General features: G+C 61.1%; 14 protein-coding genes and 1 tRNA gene. 6 read left to right on the top strand and 9 right to left on the bottom strand.

The features are described from left to right. Positions 1-64 precede the first annotated feature (64 nt). From FDQ92_RS04315 to FDQ92_RS04325, 3 genes are all read left to right on the top strand, one after another. Positions 65-925: a UbiA-like polyprenyltransferase gene (locus tag FDQ92_RS04315; RefSeq protein WP_137423439.1), complete on the top strand. Its 861-nt coding sequence runs from the start codon at positions 65-67 to the stop codon at positions 923-925. Positions 926-940: 15 nt separating this feature from the next. Beyond that, complete coding sequence (ubiE, locus tag FDQ92_RS04320) at positions 941-1660, top strand: bifunctional demethylmenaquinone methyltransferase/2-methoxy-6-polyprenyl-1,4-benzoquinol methylase UbiE (RefSeq protein WP_137423440.1); 720 nt, start codon at positions 941-943, stop codon at positions 1658-1660. Between the two features lie 90 nt (positions 1661-1750). Beyond that, entirely contained in the window at positions 1751-3589 is a 1839-nt protein-coding gene (locus tag FDQ92_RS04325; RefSeq protein WP_137423441.1) for a menaquinone biosynthesis decarboxylase, read from the top strand. Positions 3590-3653: 64 nt separating this feature from the next. Here the strand turns inward: FDQ92_RS04325 and FDQ92_RS04330 are convergent, their stop codons facing one another. Together FDQ92_RS04330 and FDQ92_RS04335 are read right to left on the bottom strand one after the other, a co-directional pair. After that, positions 3654-4601 (bottom strand): ketopantoate reductase family protein, encoded by a 948-nt coding sequence (locus FDQ92_RS04330; protein ID WP_137423442.1) that lies wholly within the window; start codon positions 4599-4601, stop codon positions 3654-3656. A 365-nt stretch (positions 4602-4966) separates the two neighbouring features. Then, positions 4967-7747, bottom strand: coding sequence for a PD-(D/E)XK nuclease family protein (locus FDQ92_RS04335; protein WP_137423443.1), 2781 nt, complete (start codon positions 7745-7747; stop codon positions 4967-4969). 243 nt (positions 7748-7990) lie between these two features. Between FDQ92_RS04335 and cysK the strand changes: the two genes are divergently transcribed. After that, the gene (gene cysK / locus FDQ92_RS04340) at positions 7991-10303 is read left to right on the top strand and encodes a cysteine synthase A (protein WP_137423444.1); all 2313 of its coding nucleotides are present in this window, start codon (positions 7991-7993) and stop codon (positions 10301-10303) included. 129 nt (positions 10304-10432) lie between these two features. Here the strand turns inward: cysK and FDQ92_RS04345 are convergent, their stop codons facing one another. Further along, positions 10433-10645, bottom strand: a complete 213-nt coding sequence (locus FDQ92_RS04345; protein ID WP_137423445.1) for a type II toxin-antitoxin system MqsA family antitoxin — start codon at positions 10643-10645, stop codon at positions 10433-10435. Positions 10646-10898: 253 nt separating this feature from the next. Further along, on the bottom strand, positions 10899-12029 hold the full coding sequence (locus FDQ92_RS04350; RefSeq protein ID WP_137423446.1) for a KamA family radical SAM protein: 1131 nt from the start codon (positions 12027-12029) through the stop codon (positions 10899-10901). Between the two features lie 849 nt (positions 12030-12878). Between FDQ92_RS04350 and uvrC the strand changes: the two genes are divergently transcribed. Next, positions 12879-14807, top strand: a complete 1929-nt coding sequence (gene uvrC, locus FDQ92_RS04360) for an excinuclease ABC subunit UvrC (protein WP_137423447.1) — start codon at positions 12879-12881, stop codon at positions 14805-14807. A 318-nt stretch (positions 14808-15125) separates the two neighbouring features. Here the strand turns inward: uvrC and FDQ92_RS04365 are convergent, their stop codons facing one another. Next, the gene (locus FDQ92_RS04365; protein ID WP_137423448.1) at positions 15126-15632 is read right to left on the bottom strand and encodes a DciA family protein; all 507 of its coding nucleotides are present in this window, start codon (positions 15630-15632) and stop codon (positions 15126-15128) included. Between the two features lie 138 nt (positions 15633-15770). Here FDQ92_RS04365 and FDQ92_RS04370 point away from each other — a divergent pair. Beyond that, positions 15771-15847 (top strand) — tRNA-Arg (locus FDQ92_RS04370). A gap of 172 nt (positions 15848-16019) precedes the next feature. On the opposite strand, the gene FDQ92_RS04375 is transcribed toward FDQ92_RS04370, so the two are convergent. The 4 genes from FDQ92_RS04375 to FDQ92_RS04390 form a co-directional block, all read right to left on the bottom strand. Then, a complete protein-coding gene (locus FDQ92_RS04375) occupies positions 16020-16427 on the bottom strand; it encodes a bacteriohemerythrin (protein ID WP_137423449.1) in 408 nt (135 codons plus the stop codon). A 195-nt stretch (positions 16428-16622) separates the two neighbouring features. After that, a complete protein-coding gene (locus tag FDQ92_RS04380; protein WP_170180183.1) occupies positions 16623-17132 on the bottom strand; it encodes a response regulator in 510 nt (169 codons plus the stop codon). Between the two features lie 44 nt (positions 17133-17176). Then, complete coding sequence (locus tag FDQ92_RS04385) at positions 17177-18331, bottom strand: HD domain-containing phosphohydrolase (protein WP_137423451.1); 1155 nt, start codon at positions 18329-18331, stop codon at positions 17177-17179. Further along, positions 18328-19539 carry a response regulator gene (locus FDQ92_RS04390; RefSeq protein ID WP_170180184.1) on the bottom strand — a complete coding sequence of 404 codons (1212 nt, stop codon included), beginning with the start codon at positions 19537-19539 and terminating at the stop codon, positions 18328-18330. Before FDQ92_RS04390 ends, FDQ92_RS04385 begins: the two co-directional genes overlap by 4 nt. Position 19540: the final 1 nt, after the last annotated feature.

Genomic DNA, 19540 nt, shown 5'->3' on the forward strand with positions numbered 1-19540 from the left:
GTGCTCGTCCTTGACTAGCGGTTTATCCCAAACGTACCCGATTTTCTCGATCCCGGCGGCCGTCATGCGGTTTCGTTCGCTTTTCACCTACGGCAGGTTGATCGCCTTCAGCCACACCATTTTCGCCCTTCCTTTCGCACTGGCTTCGGTGGTCCTGGCGGCGCAGACCCATCCTTTTTCGTGGGGAAAACTTCTCTGGATCGTCATCGCCATGGCCGGAGCCCGATCGGCCGCCATGGGCTTCAATCGTTACGCGGACCGGCGGTACGACCGGCGGAATCCTCGGACCGTCAGCCGTCCTTCCGTCACGGGGGAAATCGGCTCCCGGTCCCTGCTTCTTTTCGTCGGCGCCTCTTCCGCGGTTTTCGTGGGAAGCGCCGCCATGCTGAACCGCCTGTGCCTGTGGCTGGCCGTCCCCTGCCTGGCGGTCCTCTTTTTCTATTCCTACACCAAGCGCTTCACGGTCTTTTCCCATCTTTTCCTTGGATTCGCCATCGGCCTGGCTCCAGTGGGAGCCTGGATCGCTTGGACCGGCGGCCTGGACCCCCGGATCCTTCCCCTTTCGCTGGCGCTCATGACCTACATCGCCGGATTCGACATCTTGTACGCCTGCCAGGACGTCGACTTCGACCGCAGGGCCGGGCTGCATTCCATCCCCTCACGCTGGGGCATCCCCGCCGCCCTCCTGATTTCATCAGCCCTCCACGGCGCCACCTTTCTGCTGCTCCTGGCACTTCAGCCGCTTTTCCAGTTGGGGCGCATCTACACAGCGTTGCTCGTCGTCATCGGTTCCCTGCTCCTCTTGGAACATCTTCTGGTCCGGCCCAGCCGACTGGACAAGATCCCCATCGCTTTTTTTCACGTCAACAGCGCGGTCTCCGTCCTGCTTATTCTGGCGATCTTCCTGGACCGCGCCTTCGTCTGAAAGGCTTCCCCCACCGTGAAACCCGTCTCCATAGACAAGAACCAGCGACGCATCCGAGAGATGTTCGATGGCATCGCGGCCACCTACGATTTCCTGAACCATTTCCTGTCCGCCGGGCTCGACCTGTGGTGGCGGCGGTCCGCCGCCCGTATCCTGGCTCCCGCTCCTCGATCCCGCCTCCTGGACGTGGCCACGGGAACGGGAGATCTCGCTTTCGCCGCCCTGGCCCGCGAACCCTCGCTGCACATCATTGGAGTCGACCTCGCCCCGGAAATGTTGAAACGGGCCATGGCCAAGGCGGAAGCCCGGCGGATCGTTGACGGCCGCTACCGGGTCCTGGTCGGCGACGCCCTTCACCTTCCCTGTCGCGACGGGTCTTTCGACGCGGTAACCATCGCCTACGGCATTCGAAACGTCCCCGACATGGGAGCGGCCTTGCAGGAATTCCACCGGGTCCTCAAAAGCGGCGGCCGCCTGTTGATCCTCGAATTCAGTTTGCCCACCCACCCTCTCTTCCGATGCTTTTACCTCTTCTACTTCGAAACCGTGCTCCCGGCGGTGGGCCGCTGGATATCCCAGGACCGGGAAGCATACGAATATCTTCCCGCGTCGGTCGGGGCCTTCGTGAGCCCCGACGCCATGGAAGCCATCGTCCAGCGGTCGGGGTTCCGACCGGAATCGGTGACCCCGCTCCTGGGCGGGGTCACCTACGTCCTCACCGCGCGGAAGCCTTGAACATGTGGAAACCCAGCGGCGCGGCGGTTCTTTTTGGGAAGCGGGCCGATTCGAACCGCGGGCAACCTGAAACCCAACGAAAGTGAAACCATGACCCAGAGGGCTTACCGAAACCTTGGAGCATTTGCGGCCGCCTTGGAAAAGGCCGGAGAACTTTTGCGCATCCAGGCGCCCGTATCCAGAGACCTGGAGATCACCCAGATCACGGATCTTGCCAGCAAAAGCCCCGGAGGCGGCAAGGCGCTGCTTTTCGAAAACGTCACCGGCAGTCACTTTCCGGTGCTCACCAACGCCTTCGGAAGCGAACGCAGGATTTGCATGGCGCTGGGGGTGCCCGATCTGGATGTGCTGGCTCACCGTGTCCGGCGATTCATCGAAATGGAGCCGCCCAAGTCCTTTGGGGACGCCGTCCGCCTGCTTCCCCTGGGCTGGGATCTCCTCCGGTTCTTCCCTCGCCGGGTCAACAAGGCACCCTGCCAGGAAGTGGTTTATCGGGACCGGGCCGTGGACCTGGGCATTCTTCCGGTCCTCAAGTGCTGGCCCCTGGACGGCGGCCCCTTCATCACGCTTCCTGTGGTGATCACGCGAAGCCTGAAGACAGGAAGAAGGAACGCCGGCATGTACCGGCTCCAGGTCTTCGACGCGAAGACCACGGGCATGCACTGGCACATCCACAAGGACGGGTCCCACTACTATCAGGAATACCGAAAGGCCGGCCGGCGCATGCCGGTGGCCGTCGCCATCGGCACCGACCCCGCGACCACTTACGCGGCCACGGCCCCTCTTCCCCGGGGCGTGGACGAAATGATCCTTTCCGGATTCATCCGCCGAAAGCCGGTCCCCATGGCCCGGTGCCTGACCGTGGACCTGGAAGTTCCCGCGGAAGCCGAGTTCGTTCTGGAAGGCTACGTGGATCCCGAAGAACGCCGCCTGGAAGGCCCCTTCGGTGACCATACGGGCTACTATTCCCTCACCGACGAGTACCCGGTCTTTCATGTGACGGCCGTCACCCACAGGCGGGGAGCCGTCTACCCGGCGACCGTGGTGGGCCGGCCGCCCATGGAAGACTGCTACCTGGCCAAGGCCACCGAGCGGCTCTTCCTGCCCCTGCTGAACGCCGTGCTTCCCGAAATCCGCGATTACTGGCTTCCCTGGGAAGGCGTCTTCCACAACATCACGGTGGTGGCCATCGACAAGGAGTATCCCGGACATGCACGCCGCGTCATGAGCGCCCTCTGGGGGCAGGGGCAGATGAGCTTCTGTAAGGCGCTGGTGGTGGTGGACGCGGACGTCGATTTGAAGAACCCGAGGCGGCTCCTGGAGACGATCCTCAATGAATCGGACCTGGAATCGGATCTATACGTGACGGAAGGCGTCCTGGACGTCCTGGACCACAGCGCCCCGGAACCCCTTTTCGGCGGCAAGGTGGGCCTGGACGCCACCCGCCGGCTGGCGGGCGAAAGAGGCCGCGCACTTCCGGAGGCTCCACGCCTTCCCGACATATCGAACGTCCACAAGGCGCTGGAAGACCTATCGGGAGCCTTCACCGGGTTCTTGGTTCCGCACCTCGCGGTTCGCAACCCGGCGCTCCTCTTGAACGTCGCCAAGGACGGTTCCTTCTCAAGCCGCCGGCTGGCCACGCAGCTCCTGGAACACCCCGGGTTGACGGCGTTTTCCATCGCGTGCCTCTGCGACGCGTGGATCGACCTGAACGACGCCTCGCTGGTCTTATGGAAGATTTTCAACAATGTGGACCCAAAGCGGGACATCTTGAAACGGGGTCGACGCATCGTGGTGGACGCCACCCGGAAGGGACCGGAAGACGGCCACGACCGTCCGTGGCCCGACGATATCGTGATGGATCCGGAGGTGGTGGAACGCGTCCGCCGCCGGGCGAAAGAACTGGGCATCGAGGCGTTCCTTCACTGAAGCGGAACCACCGGCCGGGCGTAACGGCGGGACCCCCTGGGATCGTTTGACGCAGGAAAGGTGTTCAGTCCGTCAACTGGCTGGCCCAGACAGGATTTATGATTTTTTTGTTTTCGAGCTTGAGGCAGGCGTAGATGACCTGGTTCAGGGGTGTCTGAATTCCCGCTTCCTTGCCGAGACGCACCACCATGCCGTTCAGGGCTTCGATCTCCATGGGCCGGTGCCATTCCAGGTCCCGAAGCATGGAGCATTTGAAGCGCTTGTTGTAGGACTGGGCAAGCTCCATCGACTGCCGGACCACGTCGTCCTCAAGGGCGATGCCGCGCTTTCGGGCCAGCGTTTCCACTTCCCGCATGACGTTTTCCAGCAGGTCGCGGGTTTCGGGGCTGGCCAGAACCAGGCCCAACGTTGAACGCGACAGGGTGCTCACCCCGTGCACGCCGCAAATGAAAAGAAACTTCGACCACAATACCTCGTGGATACGGGTGGTCAACTCCGCATCGATCCCGGCTTTCAAGAAAACGTCCAGCACGGCTTCGGCACGAGCCGTCCGTTCGCCGTTGAGTTCACCGAACACCAGGCGCCCCGGCTTGCCCGTATGTGCGATCACTCCGGGGGACGCGATGGTGGACTCGATGTAGGCGGTCCCGCCCATCACCCTTTCGCGGCCGAAATGGGCGCTCAGTTTGTCCACGTTGTCGATCCCGTTCTGAAGCGAAAGCACCACCGTCTCTTCCACCACCATGGGCTCGGCAAGCTGGGCCGCTTGATCGGTATCGTGGGACTTGACACAGAAAAGGAGCAGATCCACGGGCCCGATTTCGTCCGCTTCGGCGGTGGCGTGAATCCTCACCCTGAAATTCCCGTGGTTGGTGACCAGCTCAAGCCCCTCGTCCTGGAGCGCCCTCAAGTGCTTTCCGCGTGCGATGAAGTGTATGTCGCTTCCGGAACGCGCGAGAAGTCCTCCAAAGTAGCCCCCGACACCGCCGGTTCCCATAACCCCGATCTTCATGGACCGCCCCTCCGTCTCCCTTTAATCCCCCCGCACAAGGATTTCTGTTAACCCAGAACCAGGAACCCAGAACCCAGAACCCAGATTTATGTGGGTGGAAGCTAAACGAACGTACTTATACCGCCACGGATAATCGCCGTCAAATCAAAGAAAAACCATTGGTTCCAGACGCCTTAGAGCTTCTCCAAAACAAGCTCATAAACTCCCCTCGTTCCCAAGCTCTGGCTTGGGAACGGCCTTGTGGATCGAAGCTGGAGCTTCTGCACAGTTGTGTTCCCAAGCTGGAGCTTGGGAACAAGGTGGAAGTGGGGCCACGGCAAGCCGGCTCCTACAGACGATCGGCCCGGTTTTCCGTTAGGGTATACTCAGACAGCCTCTTGTCGCTCCTGCGCGCAATGAGTGACGTCTTGCAGAAAAGCGCTACAAAGGAGCGCATACGGACACTCCGAAGCACAACCCCGATCCTCGCCGCTCCATCGCGGTACCAGTTCGCCACGCAATAGGGCCGCGAGCGCCTCGCCGACCCGCGTTTCCCAGTCGGCGAGGAAGGTGTCCAGCTGCCCTGAATCCTTGAGTACCACGATGTGCCGGACGTTTCCGGCGGAGGTGAGTTCGATGAATCCGGCTTCCAGGCGGTCCGATTCCAGGCTCAACCCGGGCACGACGCCCCGCTTCACCGCCAGCAGGTACGCGGGCAGCTGGGGCCGGGACATTTCAGTGAAGATTTCCTTCGTCGAAGGCGGCCGACCCGTCTTGTAGTCCCAGCAGATCCATCCTTCTTCAGGATGATGATCCAGCCGGTCCAGGCGACCCTTGAGAGTCACCGGAACGCCGCGGATTTCGAGCCCCTGGAACGCTCTTTCGGCAAAGACCCAGGACCAGCCCGACTCCAGCCGCTCCCATTCCTTTTCCAGCCACACCACCAAAAGTCCTCTGACCGCCTCCCCCACGCCGAGTAGTCGCTTTTTTTCGACCTGCCAGTAGGCTATGGAATCGACCTCGCGCCAGGCCTTCGCCAGCTGATCGCGCAGGAGCGCTTCGAGGGTCTGGAAATTCCAGCGGGCCGGCTCTCGGCGCTTGATCTCCTCCGCCCGGGCGCTGAACGCGGCCAGTATCCCGTGCACCGCACGGCCCCGCTCCCTGGGGTCCAGCCCCCGAATCGCATCAGGAAGCGGCTCGACGCCCAGCACGTGCCGAAACAGGTAGAGGCAAGGACACTTGAGGAGCGTCTCCAGTTCCGTCGCTTGGATTTGCCGCGGGACGAGTTGTTCCGCCAGGGCAGCCGGCAGGTTCGTTGCCGTCGAAACGGCCGCCGGGTTCATGGCTGCGGCGGCCGAAGTCGCAGGCTCCAGAGTCCCCGGCCCTTCCAACGATTTCGCCGCGGCTCCCGATTCAGCATGGCGGCCGGCCAGAGCCGCCAGGCCTTCCGCCACCCAGGAAGCCCGCTGAAGCGCCGGTCCAGGGTCCAACCAGACGCTGGAAGTCCCCGAGGACCGCTCCCTTTCCTGCAACCAGAAAGGAGACGGCGGGAGCGGTTCTCCCTTCTCGTCGGCTCCAGGCCGTGTGAACACCACTTCCGGCGCCACGGCCAGAAGCTGGTGGAAGAGATGCTCCCCGAATCGCAGCTGGCTTTCCACCGTACCGCCTTGAACCGCGCTCCTTTCCTCCCGCGACAGGAACGGAAAAGACCGCGCCGGCTGGGGAAGGACGCCCAGGACCAGGCCGGGCACGTAAAGCCTCCTGAAAACCAGGCCGCGGGCTTCCAGTGCGCCGATCACCTGGAAGCCGGCCTCTTCCGTCCCCTTCCGCTGAACCACCACCTGCCGGGCCGCCTCCCGAATCCACCCAAGGAAGTCTCCGCCCGTCATCGCCTCGTCCCCGAACGCCTGTTCGAAAGCCGGCAGAACCTGTTTCAGATGCTTCCACTCGTTGCGGTCCTCTTCCCCGGAAAGTACGGGAAATTCCAGTTCTTCCCAGGCGGCCCGAAGGGCGCGCACCCAGTCGGACCCCGAACGAAGGCCCGTCGATCGAAGGCCGGAAACCGCGCGCGCAACCTCTTCGCCTCCCTCCGGAAGCACCGCGCGCACCTCGGGAGGCACGACCGACAGCAAGAGCGCGAGGCCTTTTTCCACCGCCTTTTCCCGCCACAGCCGATCCCACCGGCACAGGGCCCGCGTTCGGGGGGCAAACCTGCCGAAATAGGGCGAACGAAAGAGGCTCAACAGGTCCACACGCCGCTCCCCCTGGACGGCAAATTCCAGTGGAAGCAGCCCGGCGCAAAATATGGGCGATCGTTCCAGTGAATCGCCGCCGGGAACGTTGTAGGCGGCCAGAGAACCCTGGAGCGGGGCTCCGTAGACATCGGCCAGAAGTTTTCGGAATCCATCCCGATAGTGCTCTGGATCCAGCAACACCACCGCGGTTTCATGAAGCGCCCCTCGGCGCGCATCTTGGTCCAGCCGCTCAAGAATGCCGTGCCTTTCCTGTTCTCGATCCGCAAAGGCGAGAAACGAAGCGTTTTCCGCGTTCCCTTGAGGAAGGGGAAAGACCCTGGCCCCTTCTTTCTTCACCAGCATCTCCAGGAGCCGCTTCTCCCAGGTTCCGGCGAATTCGAAACCCACGGCCGCCACAGGCCCCGAGGCAAGCCTTCGTCCGCGTTCCCGCGCTTCGACCAGCCGCCGGGGGAGTTCGGCTTCGTGGAAGAATCCGGCGGTCTCCATTCTTTCCCGAAATCGCCGCCAGACCCCGCGCCGCCATTGCACCAGTTCGTTGGACGATCCACCTTCGCCGGGATCCAGCCCGTAGCGGAGGCACCACCTGAAGGTGTCGTCCAGTTCAAGGACCAGTGCGGCGTCTGCAGCCAGCGGCCCCGGCGGCGGCTGGTTCCGCAGGCAGTCGCTCAGCACGCGCCAACGGTACAGGGCGCGCGCCGGCATCTCCTTCGGCCACGCCGATTCCCAGATCCGCCTGAGAAAACCGTTCAGTGAAAAGATTTGAGGCCTTTCCCAGCCGCCGGATTCCGTCGCGGCGCGGGCGAGTCGCCAGGCGTAGAGCAGCTGGTGCGCCAGCCGCTCACTTTCCGTGATGACCGTCACGCCCTTTTCCAGAAGAGCGGCGAGATGTTCCTGGAGAGCCTGGTTCGTCATAGTCTGCACTCTGTGAAGGCTTAGCGTTCGAAGGATGCGGAATCCATAAAAATCGCGAGGGTTTCTTTTACCTCTTTTCGGCCGAGGGAAAAAGCCGCAAGAGAACCGCCGCTGAGCGCCCCGCAGTGCCGGCCAGGGAAACGTTTTGACAACATTTCCGGTATCCGCCTATATTCTAAAGGCTTCGCCTCGGGCGGCCGCCTTTGGTCCTTACGGCATTTCAGCTGGAGTCTCTCATCCGCTATGAAGAACGTATTCGGTAATATTCTCGGGTGCATCGGCAATACGCCGCTGGTTCGAATCAACCGGCTCAATCCCAATCCCCGCGTCACGGTCTACGCCAAGCTGGAAATGAAGAATCCGGGCGGGTCCATCAAGGACCGGGCGGCGCTTTCCATGATCGAAGCGGCGGAAAAGAGCGGAGAACTCACGGCCCGAAAGACCATCATCGAAGCCACCAGCGGCAACACGGGAATAGGGCTCGCCATGGTGGCCGCAGTCAAGGGCTACCGGATCGTCCTCGCCATGCCGGAAACCGCCAGCATGGAACGGCAGAAGATCCTCAAGGCCCTGGGCGCCGAACTGCTTCTCACGCCGGGCAACCTGGGAACCGACGGGGCTATTGAAGAGGTCTACCGGCTGGTCCGGGAAAATCCGGACCGTTACTACATGCCAGACCAGTTCAACAATCCCGCCAACCCCGGCGCCCACTATCACGGAACCGGCCCGGAAATCTACGAACAGACGGACGGCAAGGTGAACGTGGTGGTGGCCACCCTGGGAACCGGCGGCACCGCCATGGGGCTCGTGCGCTCCCTCAAGGAACGCGATCCCGCCATCCAGGTGGTGGGCGTAGAGCCCTATCCCAGCCACAAGATCCAGGGACTCAAAAACATGAAGGAATCCTACGTCCCGGGCATTTTCGACCGCCATGCCCTGGATAGCGTGATGCACGTGAAGGACGAAGAAGCCTTCGAGACGGCCCGGCGGCTCGCCCGAGAAGAAGGGATCTTCGTCGGCATGAGCTCCGGCGCCGCCATGGCGGTGGCCCTGAAGATCGCTCAGGAAAGAACGGACGGTATCGTGGTGACCGTACTCCCCGACGGAGGCGACCGCTATCTCAGCACCAACCTCTTTACCACCATGATGGAGCCCGACTTCCGCTTCTTCGACCATCTTTCGAGAGCGAAGAAGGACTTCAAGCCGGTCCAGGAGGGGAAGGTCCGGATTTTCATCACGGGTTCCCCCCTGGATCAGAGCCTCACCCTCCAGGCGTCGCGGCGATTCGTGCTGGCGGACCTCCTGGTGCGTTTCCTCATGACCAAAGGGTTCCAAACCGAATCCGCCGTGCTCATTCCCGATCTGGACAGCCGGACCATTCATGGAGCCATCCAGGCGGGAAGCAAACTGGAAGACTATGCCGCCGCCCGGGAAGCGGCGCTGCTGAAGGAAATGGACAGCCTGGGGATTCGCCGCCCCACCTGCGCCCGGATATCCGACCATGTGTCGGCCATGGTCGACTATGCCCGGGAACTCCTGAAAAAGGGCTACGCCTACGAAAAACTCCGCTCCGTCTATTACGCCCTGTCTGAGTTTCCACGCTACGGAGAACTGGCACGGATCGATCCCCGCAAGACCCGAGCGGGCTCCACCGTGGACTTGGAGGCCTACGAGAAACTCAACCCCCGGGACTTCACCCTGCTCAAGCGCGCCACGCTGGCGGAACTGAAGCGCGGGTTCTACGTCAAGACCGAATGGGGAAACGTCCTTCCCACCTGGCATATCGCCGCTGCTTCCATCGCCATCAGCCAATTGGGAAGCCCGCTCGATCTGTGCGTGAGCAGCACCGATTTTCTCTTCCCGCATCTGGAAAACGTTCGGGCCATCGCGGAAGCCATCACCGGAAAGCCGTATGCCAACACCTGGATGCTCGCCGAAAGAGTGACGACGGCCAGGGAACCGGAGAGCGGCGGTCCGCGCGAAAACGTTCTTCTGGAAGACGTACTTTCCAGGGGCTTTGAACCCATGGCAATCCGCTTCTGGTTCCTGAGCAGCCATTACCGGAAGCCCCTCCATCTTTCCGATGCCGCTCTCAACAACGCCGCCCGAGGCTACCGCCGCCTGCGCGAATGCATCAACCGGCTGCAGCACGCCAGGGAAAACCGCGAAGACCACCCCACCCTGGCCGAAATGCTTTTCACCATGGAACAGAACTTCTTCGACGCTCTGGCCGACGATCTCAACACCCCGCAAGCCTTCGCCGCTCTCTTTCGTTTTGTCCGCCGGCTCAACCCGATCCTCGAAAGCGAAGCCATCAGCCGAACCCAACGGGACCAGGTCCTGGAAGTCTTTCACAAGATCAACACCGTGCTCGGCCTTTTCGACCTGGAACTGCAGCCGCTTTCCGAAGAGGAAGAACGGCTGCTTTCGGCCCGGGAATCCGCCCGCAGGGAAAAGCGCTGGGACGAAGCGGACCGGTTGCGCGAAGCGTTGAGGCGCCGAGGGATCGCCGTCGTGGACACGCCTCACGGCCCCCGCTGGGAGCGCCTCCACTGAGACCCTGCACGGCCCCATGGGAATCGAAGCTGGAGCTTCGATTGAGGCGGTTCCCAAGCCAGAGCTTGGGCACGAGGGAAAACGTAGGCTGGACGGGCTTGTTCGACGTTCACTGCCATGGCGTAGACTTCATGCCGTGCGTGCAAGCTTGTGTGCTTGCTCGTCTACAGCCTTGATGACGTCCTGGACTGCGTTTACCTCGGTTTCTTCGAAATAGACTTCTCCGCATTGCGTGCACACCCAAGCGGGAACGTTGTCGAAGCTGACGTGGATATTTTCACGATCAATATGAAATGGCGCATGTCCGCGCACCATTGTGCCCTGACAATACATGCATTTCATGACTTAATCCTCGCTCTGAAGTCTCTAGACCATTGATCTTCGTCCGGAATATACGCCGTTATTACCGCCAAGTATCCACCTTGTTCCCAAGCTCCAGCTTGGGAACACAACTGTGCAGAAGCTCCAGCTTCGCCCCGCGTGGCAAGACGTCCCGGAGTCCGCCGGAGAAGAAAGCGTTCCATGAATCCCGACGGGTTCTGCGGCATGCGGATGCCGTCGGTCCGGTTCTTCCGGCCGACGAACGTCAACGTTTTCATTCGGCCGAAAGGAATCGCTTCAGTTCGTCTTCTTCACCGGGCATGAGCGGGTATTCCCGGTTCTTTCCCGTGAAATCCCGGAAGACCACCCGATCCTGCTTCACACGGTGAATGGCGTTGGGAAGCAGCGGCACTTTGCCGTGCCCCCCGGGAAGGTCCACCACAAACTGAGGGATCGCCAACCCTGAGATGCGGTTTCTGAGAGACTGGACGATGGCGAGGCCCCGGTGGAGCGGTGTTCGAAAGTGGGCCGTGCTTTCCATCAGGTCCATCTGGAACAGGTAGTACGGGCGGACGCGTAGGCGCAGCAGGCCCACGAAAAGCTCCCGGAGCACTTCCGCCGAATCGTTTACGGACTGAAGCAGCACCGTCTGGCTTCCGAGCGGGATGCCCGCGTCCGCCAGGCGTGAACAGGCCAGGGCCGAACGGGAATTGATTTCCCGGGGATGATTGAAGTGGATGTTCACGTAGAGGGGATGGTACAAGGCCAGCATACGGGCGAGTTCCGGGGTGATTCGATCGGGATCCGCCGAGGGCACCCGGGTGCCGATCCTCACGATCGCCACGTGACGGATGGCACGCAGTGCTCGGAGATACTCTTCCAGAGTGGAAGGATGAAGCATGAGTGGATCGCCCCCGGAAAGCAGCACATCCCGGATTTCCGGGTGCTTCTTGATGTAATCCAGCCCGGCCGCCTGAAGCGACGCGTCCGCAGGCACCGAATCGGTCCAGCGCCGCTTTCGGGTGCAGAAGCGGCAATGAACGGCGCATCGGTTGCATACGATCCACAAAACGCGGTCCGGATAGCGGTGAACCAGGTTGGGAACGGGCGAACGTTCTTCTTCGCCGAGGGGATCTCGAAAGCCGCCCGCGTCCTGCAATTCCCGGGGATCCGGAACCACCTGCATCCAGATGGGATCGCCCGGCCGCTGCATCAGGCGCTCGAAGTGAGCGCTCGTTCGAAAGGGATAGACTTCCGCCACCCGCCGGAGCGGTTCCGCGGGAACGGACCAGCGGCCGGCAAAGGCTTCGATCCTTCCCGCCCCGCCGCTTACGGCGGCTTGTCCACGCCCTTGAACCACCAAAGATCCGGAAGCCTCCCCGGTCTTCGCCTCGATCTCAAACATCGGGAAAAACCCTCCTCCGTCTCAAGGTCCCCATGACTTTAATCCATACTTTAATCCATCCCGGACCAACCTGTCTCATGAATAATGGCATCGCCCCGCCCGGCCGCCTCCACCAATACATAAGCGCTAAGTTGTTTTTGCCCGGTATCGACTGGAAAATTGAACATCGAACATTGAACATCGAACATCGAACATTGAACATTGAACATCGAACATTGAACATTGAACATCGAACATTGAACATTGAACATTGAACATTGAACATTGAACATCGAATGGTGAAGGGTGAATGGTTAATGGGAAAAAAGGAACTTGCTTCTTGTTCCCAAGCTCCAGCTTGGGAACACAACTGTGCAGAAGCTCCAGCTTCGGTGAGGCCGTTCCCAAGCCAGAGCTTGGGAACGAGGGGAAACAACCCAGTGGCATAAATGGAACCCGGTTTTTCATTCGATGTTGGACGTTCAATGTTCGATGTTCGACGTTCATCTTTAAAAACAACCCAATGGCATAAATGCGCCCCGGTTTTTCATTCGATGTTGGACGTTCAATGTTCGATGTTCATCTTTAAAAAGAACCCAGCGGCATAAATGCAACCCGGTTTTTCATTCGATGTTCAACGTTCGATGTTCAATGTTCGATGTTCGACGTTCATCTTTAAAAAGAACCCAGCGGCATAAATGCAACCCGTGAATGCTTACAAAATAACTTAGCGCTTATTCTCCACCGGCCCCCACGTCGGCTCACTCCCAAGGAACCACTTAACGGCGCCCCTGATCCCTGCGGTTTGCCCCCGCCGGCCCTCCTCGGTTATCATGCGCAGGAAACGCCAACACGACGGTGAACAAACCGATGCCTCCGAAACCTGTGATCGCAGACAACCCGGTGGATCCCGGTCTGATCGAGGAAGCCGCCAGGCTTCCCCATCAGCCCGGCGTGTACATCTTCAAGGCGACGGACGGCGAAGTGCTTTACGTGGGGAAGGCGGTCGACCTCAAGAACCGGGTGAACAGCTACTTCCGATCCGGACAGGGCGCCACCGTGAAAACCCGCGCTCTGGTGGCCCGCGCCGGTCACCTGGAATACATGGTAACAGCCACCGAAAAGGAAGCGCTCCTTCTGGAATCGAGCCTCATCAAGCGCCACCGGCCCCGCTACAACGTGGTGCTTCGAGACGACAAGAATTACCCCGCCCTGAGGATCGACCCCCGGGAAGAATACCCGCGCCTCACGGTGGTTCGCCGCTTCGAACGGGACGGTGCCCTGTACTTCGGTCCCTACCACAGCGCCCACTCCCTCCGCGAAACACTCAAAATCTTGAACCGCGCCTTCCCCCTCAGACAGTGCAAAGGCAAGAAGCCTCCGCCGCGCCAACGCCCGTGCCTCAACTATTCCATGGGCCTGTGCCTGGGGGTCTGCGCCGGGAAGGCCGACAAGGAAGACTACCGCCGGATCGTCGATGAGGTGATCCTTTTCCTTCAAGGCAAAGCCGACCGACTTCAGGCACAGCTCAAAGAACGGATGGAATCCGCCGCCGCGTCCCTTCGCTTCGAAGAAGCGGCCCTCTGCCGCGACCGGCTCCGGGCCATCGAAGAGGTGCTCGAACGGCAGCACATCATCTCCGACCGCTTCAACAATCAGGACGCCATCGGCATCTTTCGCGAGGCGGGCGAAACCGCCGTGGTGGTACTCTTCGTACGGCACGGCGCCCTGGTCGGTCAGCGGCGCTACCGGCTGGGGGACCTGCCGGGGGACACCCCCGAGATCCTCTCCGGGTTCATCCAACAATTCTATTCGAAGGAACACCTCATTCCCGACGAAATCCTGGTTCCCCAACCGGTGGCGCACCGCGACGTCCTGGAAGAGTGGCTGCGCGATCAACGCGGCCGCCGAGTGCCCGTCCGGCCGGTTCGAAGAGGAACCGGCAAATCGCTCCTGGAACTCGCTCATCGAAACGCCAAGGAATTCTTGAAGAGCGAAAGGAATGATTCGGAAAAGACCGAGCGGATTCTGTCCCAGTGCTGCGATCTCTTCGGGCTTCCGCGAAAACCGCATCGCATGGCCTGTGTCGATGTCTCCAACATCCAGGGACGCCACGCCGTGGGATCGGTGGTGATCTTCGTGGACGGCCGGCCCCACCCCCTGGACTATCGGCGCTACACGGTGAAGAGAAAGGCCACACCGGACGACCCGAACATGATGGCCGAAATCGTGGAGCGTTTCCTCGAAGAGGAAAGGGATCAGGTCAGCCGGCTGGATCTCTTCGTGGTGGACGGCGGGAAAAGCCAGCTCAACCGCATTCGGCGACTGTTCGTGGAACGCGGCCTGGAAACCGGCCTGCCACTCATCGCCTTCGCCAAGGAACGGGAAAAAGATCTGGGCGGAGAAGGCCGCGGCTTCTATGAAAAGGTCTATCTTCCGGGCCGCCGGAACCCGATCTTTTTGACCGCCAGGCCGGAAGTCCTCCACCTGCTGCAGCGCCTGCGGGACGAAGCCCACCGCCACGCCGTCACCTTCTACCAGAAACGCCACCGCCGCGACCTGGTGGCCTCCACCCTGGACGCCGTGCCGGGCATCGGCCCCAAGCGCCGCCGGCTGCTTCTCCTTCACTTCGGCAGCGTGGAAGCGATTCAGCAGGCGGACGTGGACGCGCTGGCCGCCGTGCCCGGCATCCCCCGCCCGCTGGCCGCAAGCATCCTCGAACACCTCTCACGGCTGGAAGAACGCACCGAAAAACCTCCCGCCTTCGGGGACACGGAAAGCCAAAGCGAAGAAAGCTGACGCCTTGGAGACTCTCCGACAAGGATAAGACAGCGATCCGGACCCCTTTTCCCCTCGTTCGCAAGCTCTGGCGTGGGAACGGCCTCATGGGAATCGAAGCTGGAGCTTCTGCACAGTTGTGTTCCCAAGCTGGAGCTTGGGAACAAGGGGGAGGGGATGCTGGAGCTTGGGAAGAAGGGGCAGTTGTGTTCCCATCTGGAGCTTGGGAACAAGGGGGAACGTCGGTCCCCGATGAGGTTTCTTGCTCCTGATAGGAGCGGCCTTGGCCGCGATGGACATCGCGCCGGCAGGCCGGCTCCTACCCAAGGGCTCTGAAACCTATCCTCGGTCAAGCTCCTGGGGGATTTCCGGGGGAGTGGTACGGCGGAGCAGCCTGGATCCGATCTTTCGAAGTTCCTTGTCGGGGATCGCCGCCAGCAGCGCTTCCTCTTCAGCGGTGAGGGGGCGGAGCTTGGCCTGCTGTCTGCGAGTCCGCTGTTTTTTCGCTTTCAGACGGTCCAGCAGCTGGTGGCCGGGATTGATGGCCGCCTCTTCCTCCGGAACTTCGCCGATTCGAATCACGATCTTTTCCACCAGCGGCTTTTCCCGACCAGCGTTGATCTTTTCGCGAAGGATTTCCTTGTGGAGTTCCATGTGGTGTTTCCAAACGGCGTCCGAGGCGACGAGAACGAGAAGCCCTTCTTTCAGCGATTTGGGCCGGCAATGGCGGGCCACTTGATCCCCCGCCAGCTCCTTCCAGTCCCCCAGCGGATTGGCGCTGAAGGCCGGATGGCGGTTCAGCGCGTCCCGAAGGAACGCGCCCAGGCGTGAAGTGTTTCCGCGCATCACGTCCCCCCCGTCGGTGGTCTCCGAAGATCAGGCCATCGCCCTGCCGCCTCTTATAGCCTGTTTTTCCCGCTTTGTTCAAGCGATTGACACGGCTCCCCCCCTGTGCTAAGGACGGCCATTGTTCCAAGCCCTAACGCCCCCGTAGCTCAGGAGGATAGAGCACAGGATTCCTAATCCTGGTGCCGCAGGTTCGAGTCCTGCCGGGGGCACCAATGGATACCAGCCACCCAAATCCCCATGCCGCCCGGGATGTGCCGTCAAGCATTATATTTTGGCACGCGCAGCGGCGCCTGCCCGAACACACTTGGCCGGCGGTCCGGCCAAGGGCGGGGTGGTGCGTGCGCGTCCCAGCCCAAAGCCCTTGCCCTCAGGCCCACCGGGCTTTCACACCGCTCCCTTACCGGTGAGGTACGGACCGTAGGCCTTGTCCGTCTGAAGGATGTGTTTGCTCAGCCAGTCTTTGAGGAAATTGCTGATCTGGATGGGGCTTGTGATCTCGCCGGCTTCGAACTTCTCGACCAGCGCGTATACATGCTGGGTCATCTTTTCGTGCTTTTGCCTGTGATCCGCGTAACCGGGATAGTCGTACATCTTCATGAGGGCCTCTTCCGAAGCGAAGTGCGTCTTGGTGTAGGCCACCAGTTCGTTCAGGACTTTGCCGAGGACCTCTTTTCCCTTGCCGCTGTGCATGGCATCGTAGAGATCGTTCAGCAACCGCACCAGGTTCCGGTGCTGGTCGTCGAGTTTTTTGATACCCACACTGTAGTCGTCTTTCCAGTCAAAAAAGGCCATGTCGTCCCCCTGTGATGTTTGGCGTTGATTCCGCGCGATTCGGCGAGTGTGCTCCGCCCGGGACTCCTGCCATATCCAGGCGTTCGAAGACAACAATCGGACAGAGCGGCCGGGATCTCAAACCGGTTGCGTGGAGGGCCATGAACCGGAACCGTTTGGACGGGCGAAGAAGGCGGCCCATGAGCGGACAGCGGCCTAAAACACGTCATCGATGATGATGGTTCCCGAGGCGTCTTCCCTGAGCTCGGTGATCCCGGGATAGGATCGCTCCAGGGCTTTCAGCGCCGCCGCCCGGCTGTGTTCTTTTTTACGGATTTCGGCGACCTTCTTCACCAGGCTCCGATGTTCCAGTGCCTGACGAATGGTGGCCGTCAGGTTCGATTCACTGATGGGTTTGGTCAGGAACCGGTAGATACCGCCTTCGTTGATGGCGCGGATGGCCGCCTCCAGGCTGGCCTGCCCGGTAAGCACGATGCGGATGGTTTCCGGGTAAGCTTCCGCCACAAGGGCCAGGAAGTCCGAACCGGACATGCCGGGCATCTTTTCGTCGGAAACCACCACGTCCACTTCCCGGCCGCCCAGGATATTGAGCGCTTCCTTCGCCGAGTTGGCACACAGGACTCGGTACGGTTCCCTTCGAAGAATCCGTTTCAGGGCATCGGTTATCTTGGGTTCATCGTCCACGAACAGGACCGTCGCCGACATGTTCTCCTCCCCTTGAACCGGACCGGAACGGAAGGCCCGATCCATCAGAACACCCAGTCCCCCACGGGCACGAGCACCTCGACCGGTTGCCGGATTTTCATGGTCTGGGAAAAGTTGTTGAGGCGCTGCAGCAGCGGCCGGGTGGCCACGTTTCCCGAAGTAATGAGCAGTCTTCCGTCCATGGCCCGAACATCGGCGGCGAAGATCATGTTTTCCTTGAGCTCCGTGAGCTTGCAGGATCTCCGAGCATAGCCGCTGTCCATGCGGATCACGTCTTCGAGCGCCGCCACAACGGCGGGGTCGTACACCCCGTTGCGTCCCTTGATTTCCTGCAGCGCGTCCCTCTGTGACCGCCCCGCGGTCTCCAGGATGTCGAAGTCGAGGGCCACCTTGAGGATGCGGGCTCCCAGGGGGATCTCTTCGCCTTTTCGGGGCACCGGGGCCTTCCCCGCTCCGTCGAAGCGGTTTTCCTGACAGGCGACGATCTCGGCCACTTCGCTCATGCGGGGAATCTTCTCCAGGAGATCGGCGGCCACCGCCGGATGCATCCGATAGACCGCCTCTTCGTCCACACTCAGCGCTTCTCCTCGGCAAAATTTTTGCAAAATTTCTTCCGGAAGCGTGATGCAGCCGATCTGTGAAAGCATGGCGGCGGTTTCCAGCTTCCAAGTGTTGGAACTCTTGAGCCGGGCGGCGATCTTTTTGACGTACCGGGTGACACGCGTGGAACGCCCGAAGGCCTCCTGGTTGGTGAGAGCCAGCACTTCGGTGAGCACCTTGACGGCTCCCTTGAGGGTTTGCTCCAGCAGTTCCTTTTCCGCGTGGATCAGCCGATACTGCTTGACACCCGCTGCGATGGCCTGGGCCAGCAGTTCGGGCGGGCAGGGCTTGGTGAGGAACCGGAAGATGTGGCCGGAATTCACCGCCTCGATGGCCGTCTTCACGTCGGCGTATCCCGTCAGCATGATCCGGACGCTCTCGGGAGCGATCTCCTTAGCCCGCGAAAGAAACTGTACCCCGTCCATGACCGGCATTTTGAAATCGGAAACGATCACGGCGAACCCGTTCCCGCCCGCGATTCTTTGCAGCCCTTCCTTGCCGCTCGGGGCCACCTCCATGTCGAACAGTTTCCGAAACTGCCGCTTGAACGCCTCGAGCACGTTGGATTCGTCATCGACGAAAAGCACCCTGTCCTTCATAGCTCTTCCCCGGCCATGGAGTTTTCGCAGAGCTTCCGCCAATGAGGCAATCGGTCGGCTACGCCCGCCGCTTCAACATAATCGGAATCCACTTCCTGCTGGATAAACACCGGGGAGTTCTTCTGCAGATCGTGGGTCAGGATGTCTGCGGCATGGACCGCGGTGAGGGCCGAAAAGCCTGGAGACGGCAAAGTACCCGGCGAATGATGATAGGCGATCGCTTCCACCATATTGTCGGGAAGCCCCCAGAGCCCCATGAGATAGGCGCCCACTTCCCCGTGGCTTGTCCCGAAGTGCTCCCTTTCGATCATCTGCACCGGGATCCTGCGCTGCTGAGCTTCGGCAAGAACCGACATGTAGGCTTCTCCGAAATTGATCACCCACACCAGCTTTCCCAGATCGTGGAGGAGTCCGGCCATGAACGCCGCCTCGATGACCATCGGCTCCGCCTCTTCTTCCCTGGCGATCATGCGGGCGAAGGCGGCCACGGTCATGCTGTGGTCCCAGAGCGCTTCCAGAGAAAAACCGTGCAATTTCCGCCCTTCGAACTGGGAAAAGATCTGCACCGCGAACACCAGGCTCTTGATGGTTTCCAGTCCGAGGAAGTTCACGGCCTGAGCCGGGTTCGCCACGCGCCTTCGAAGCCCGAAAAACGCCGAATTCACCAGCTGAAGGATTTTGGCCGTCATGGCCACGTCCTTGGAGATGATTTCCCCCACGCGCTGTATGGAAGCGTCCGGCGAACGCAGTTCTTCCGTGATTTCCGCATACAGGGAGGGAAGACTGGGCAGACAGCCCATCCTGGAGACGACTTTCTTGAGCAGGGGATCGGCGAGGAGTTCCCGGAGCGCGCAGGCTCGGGCGACGCAGGACTTGAGCACCTCGGCGTCACAGGGTTTCGCCAGGTACTGGTGAGCCACCGGAACCGACTTCATGATCATTTCCCGGTCCGAATGCCCGGACAGGATGATCCGCACGATGTCCGGATGCCGTTTCATGACCTGAGTGAGGAACTCCACCCCGTTCATGCCGGGCATTCGCATGTCGGTGACCACCACGTCCACGGCTTCCTTGTCCAGAACCTTGAGGGCTTCCATTGCGCTGGTCACGAACCCCATGCGCCACTCGCGCCGCATGCTCCGGAGCATGCGGTGGAGTCCTTCCAGAACCTTGGGTTCGTCGTCTACGAAAAGCACGGTCTTCACCATG

Origin of the sequence: Desulfoglaeba alkanexedens ALDC, from assembly GCF_005377625.1 — a bacterium.
GTDB classification, from domain to species: Bacteria; Desulfobacterota; Syntrophobacteria; order Syntrophobacterales; family DSM-9756; genus Desulfoglaeba; species Desulfoglaeba alkanexedens.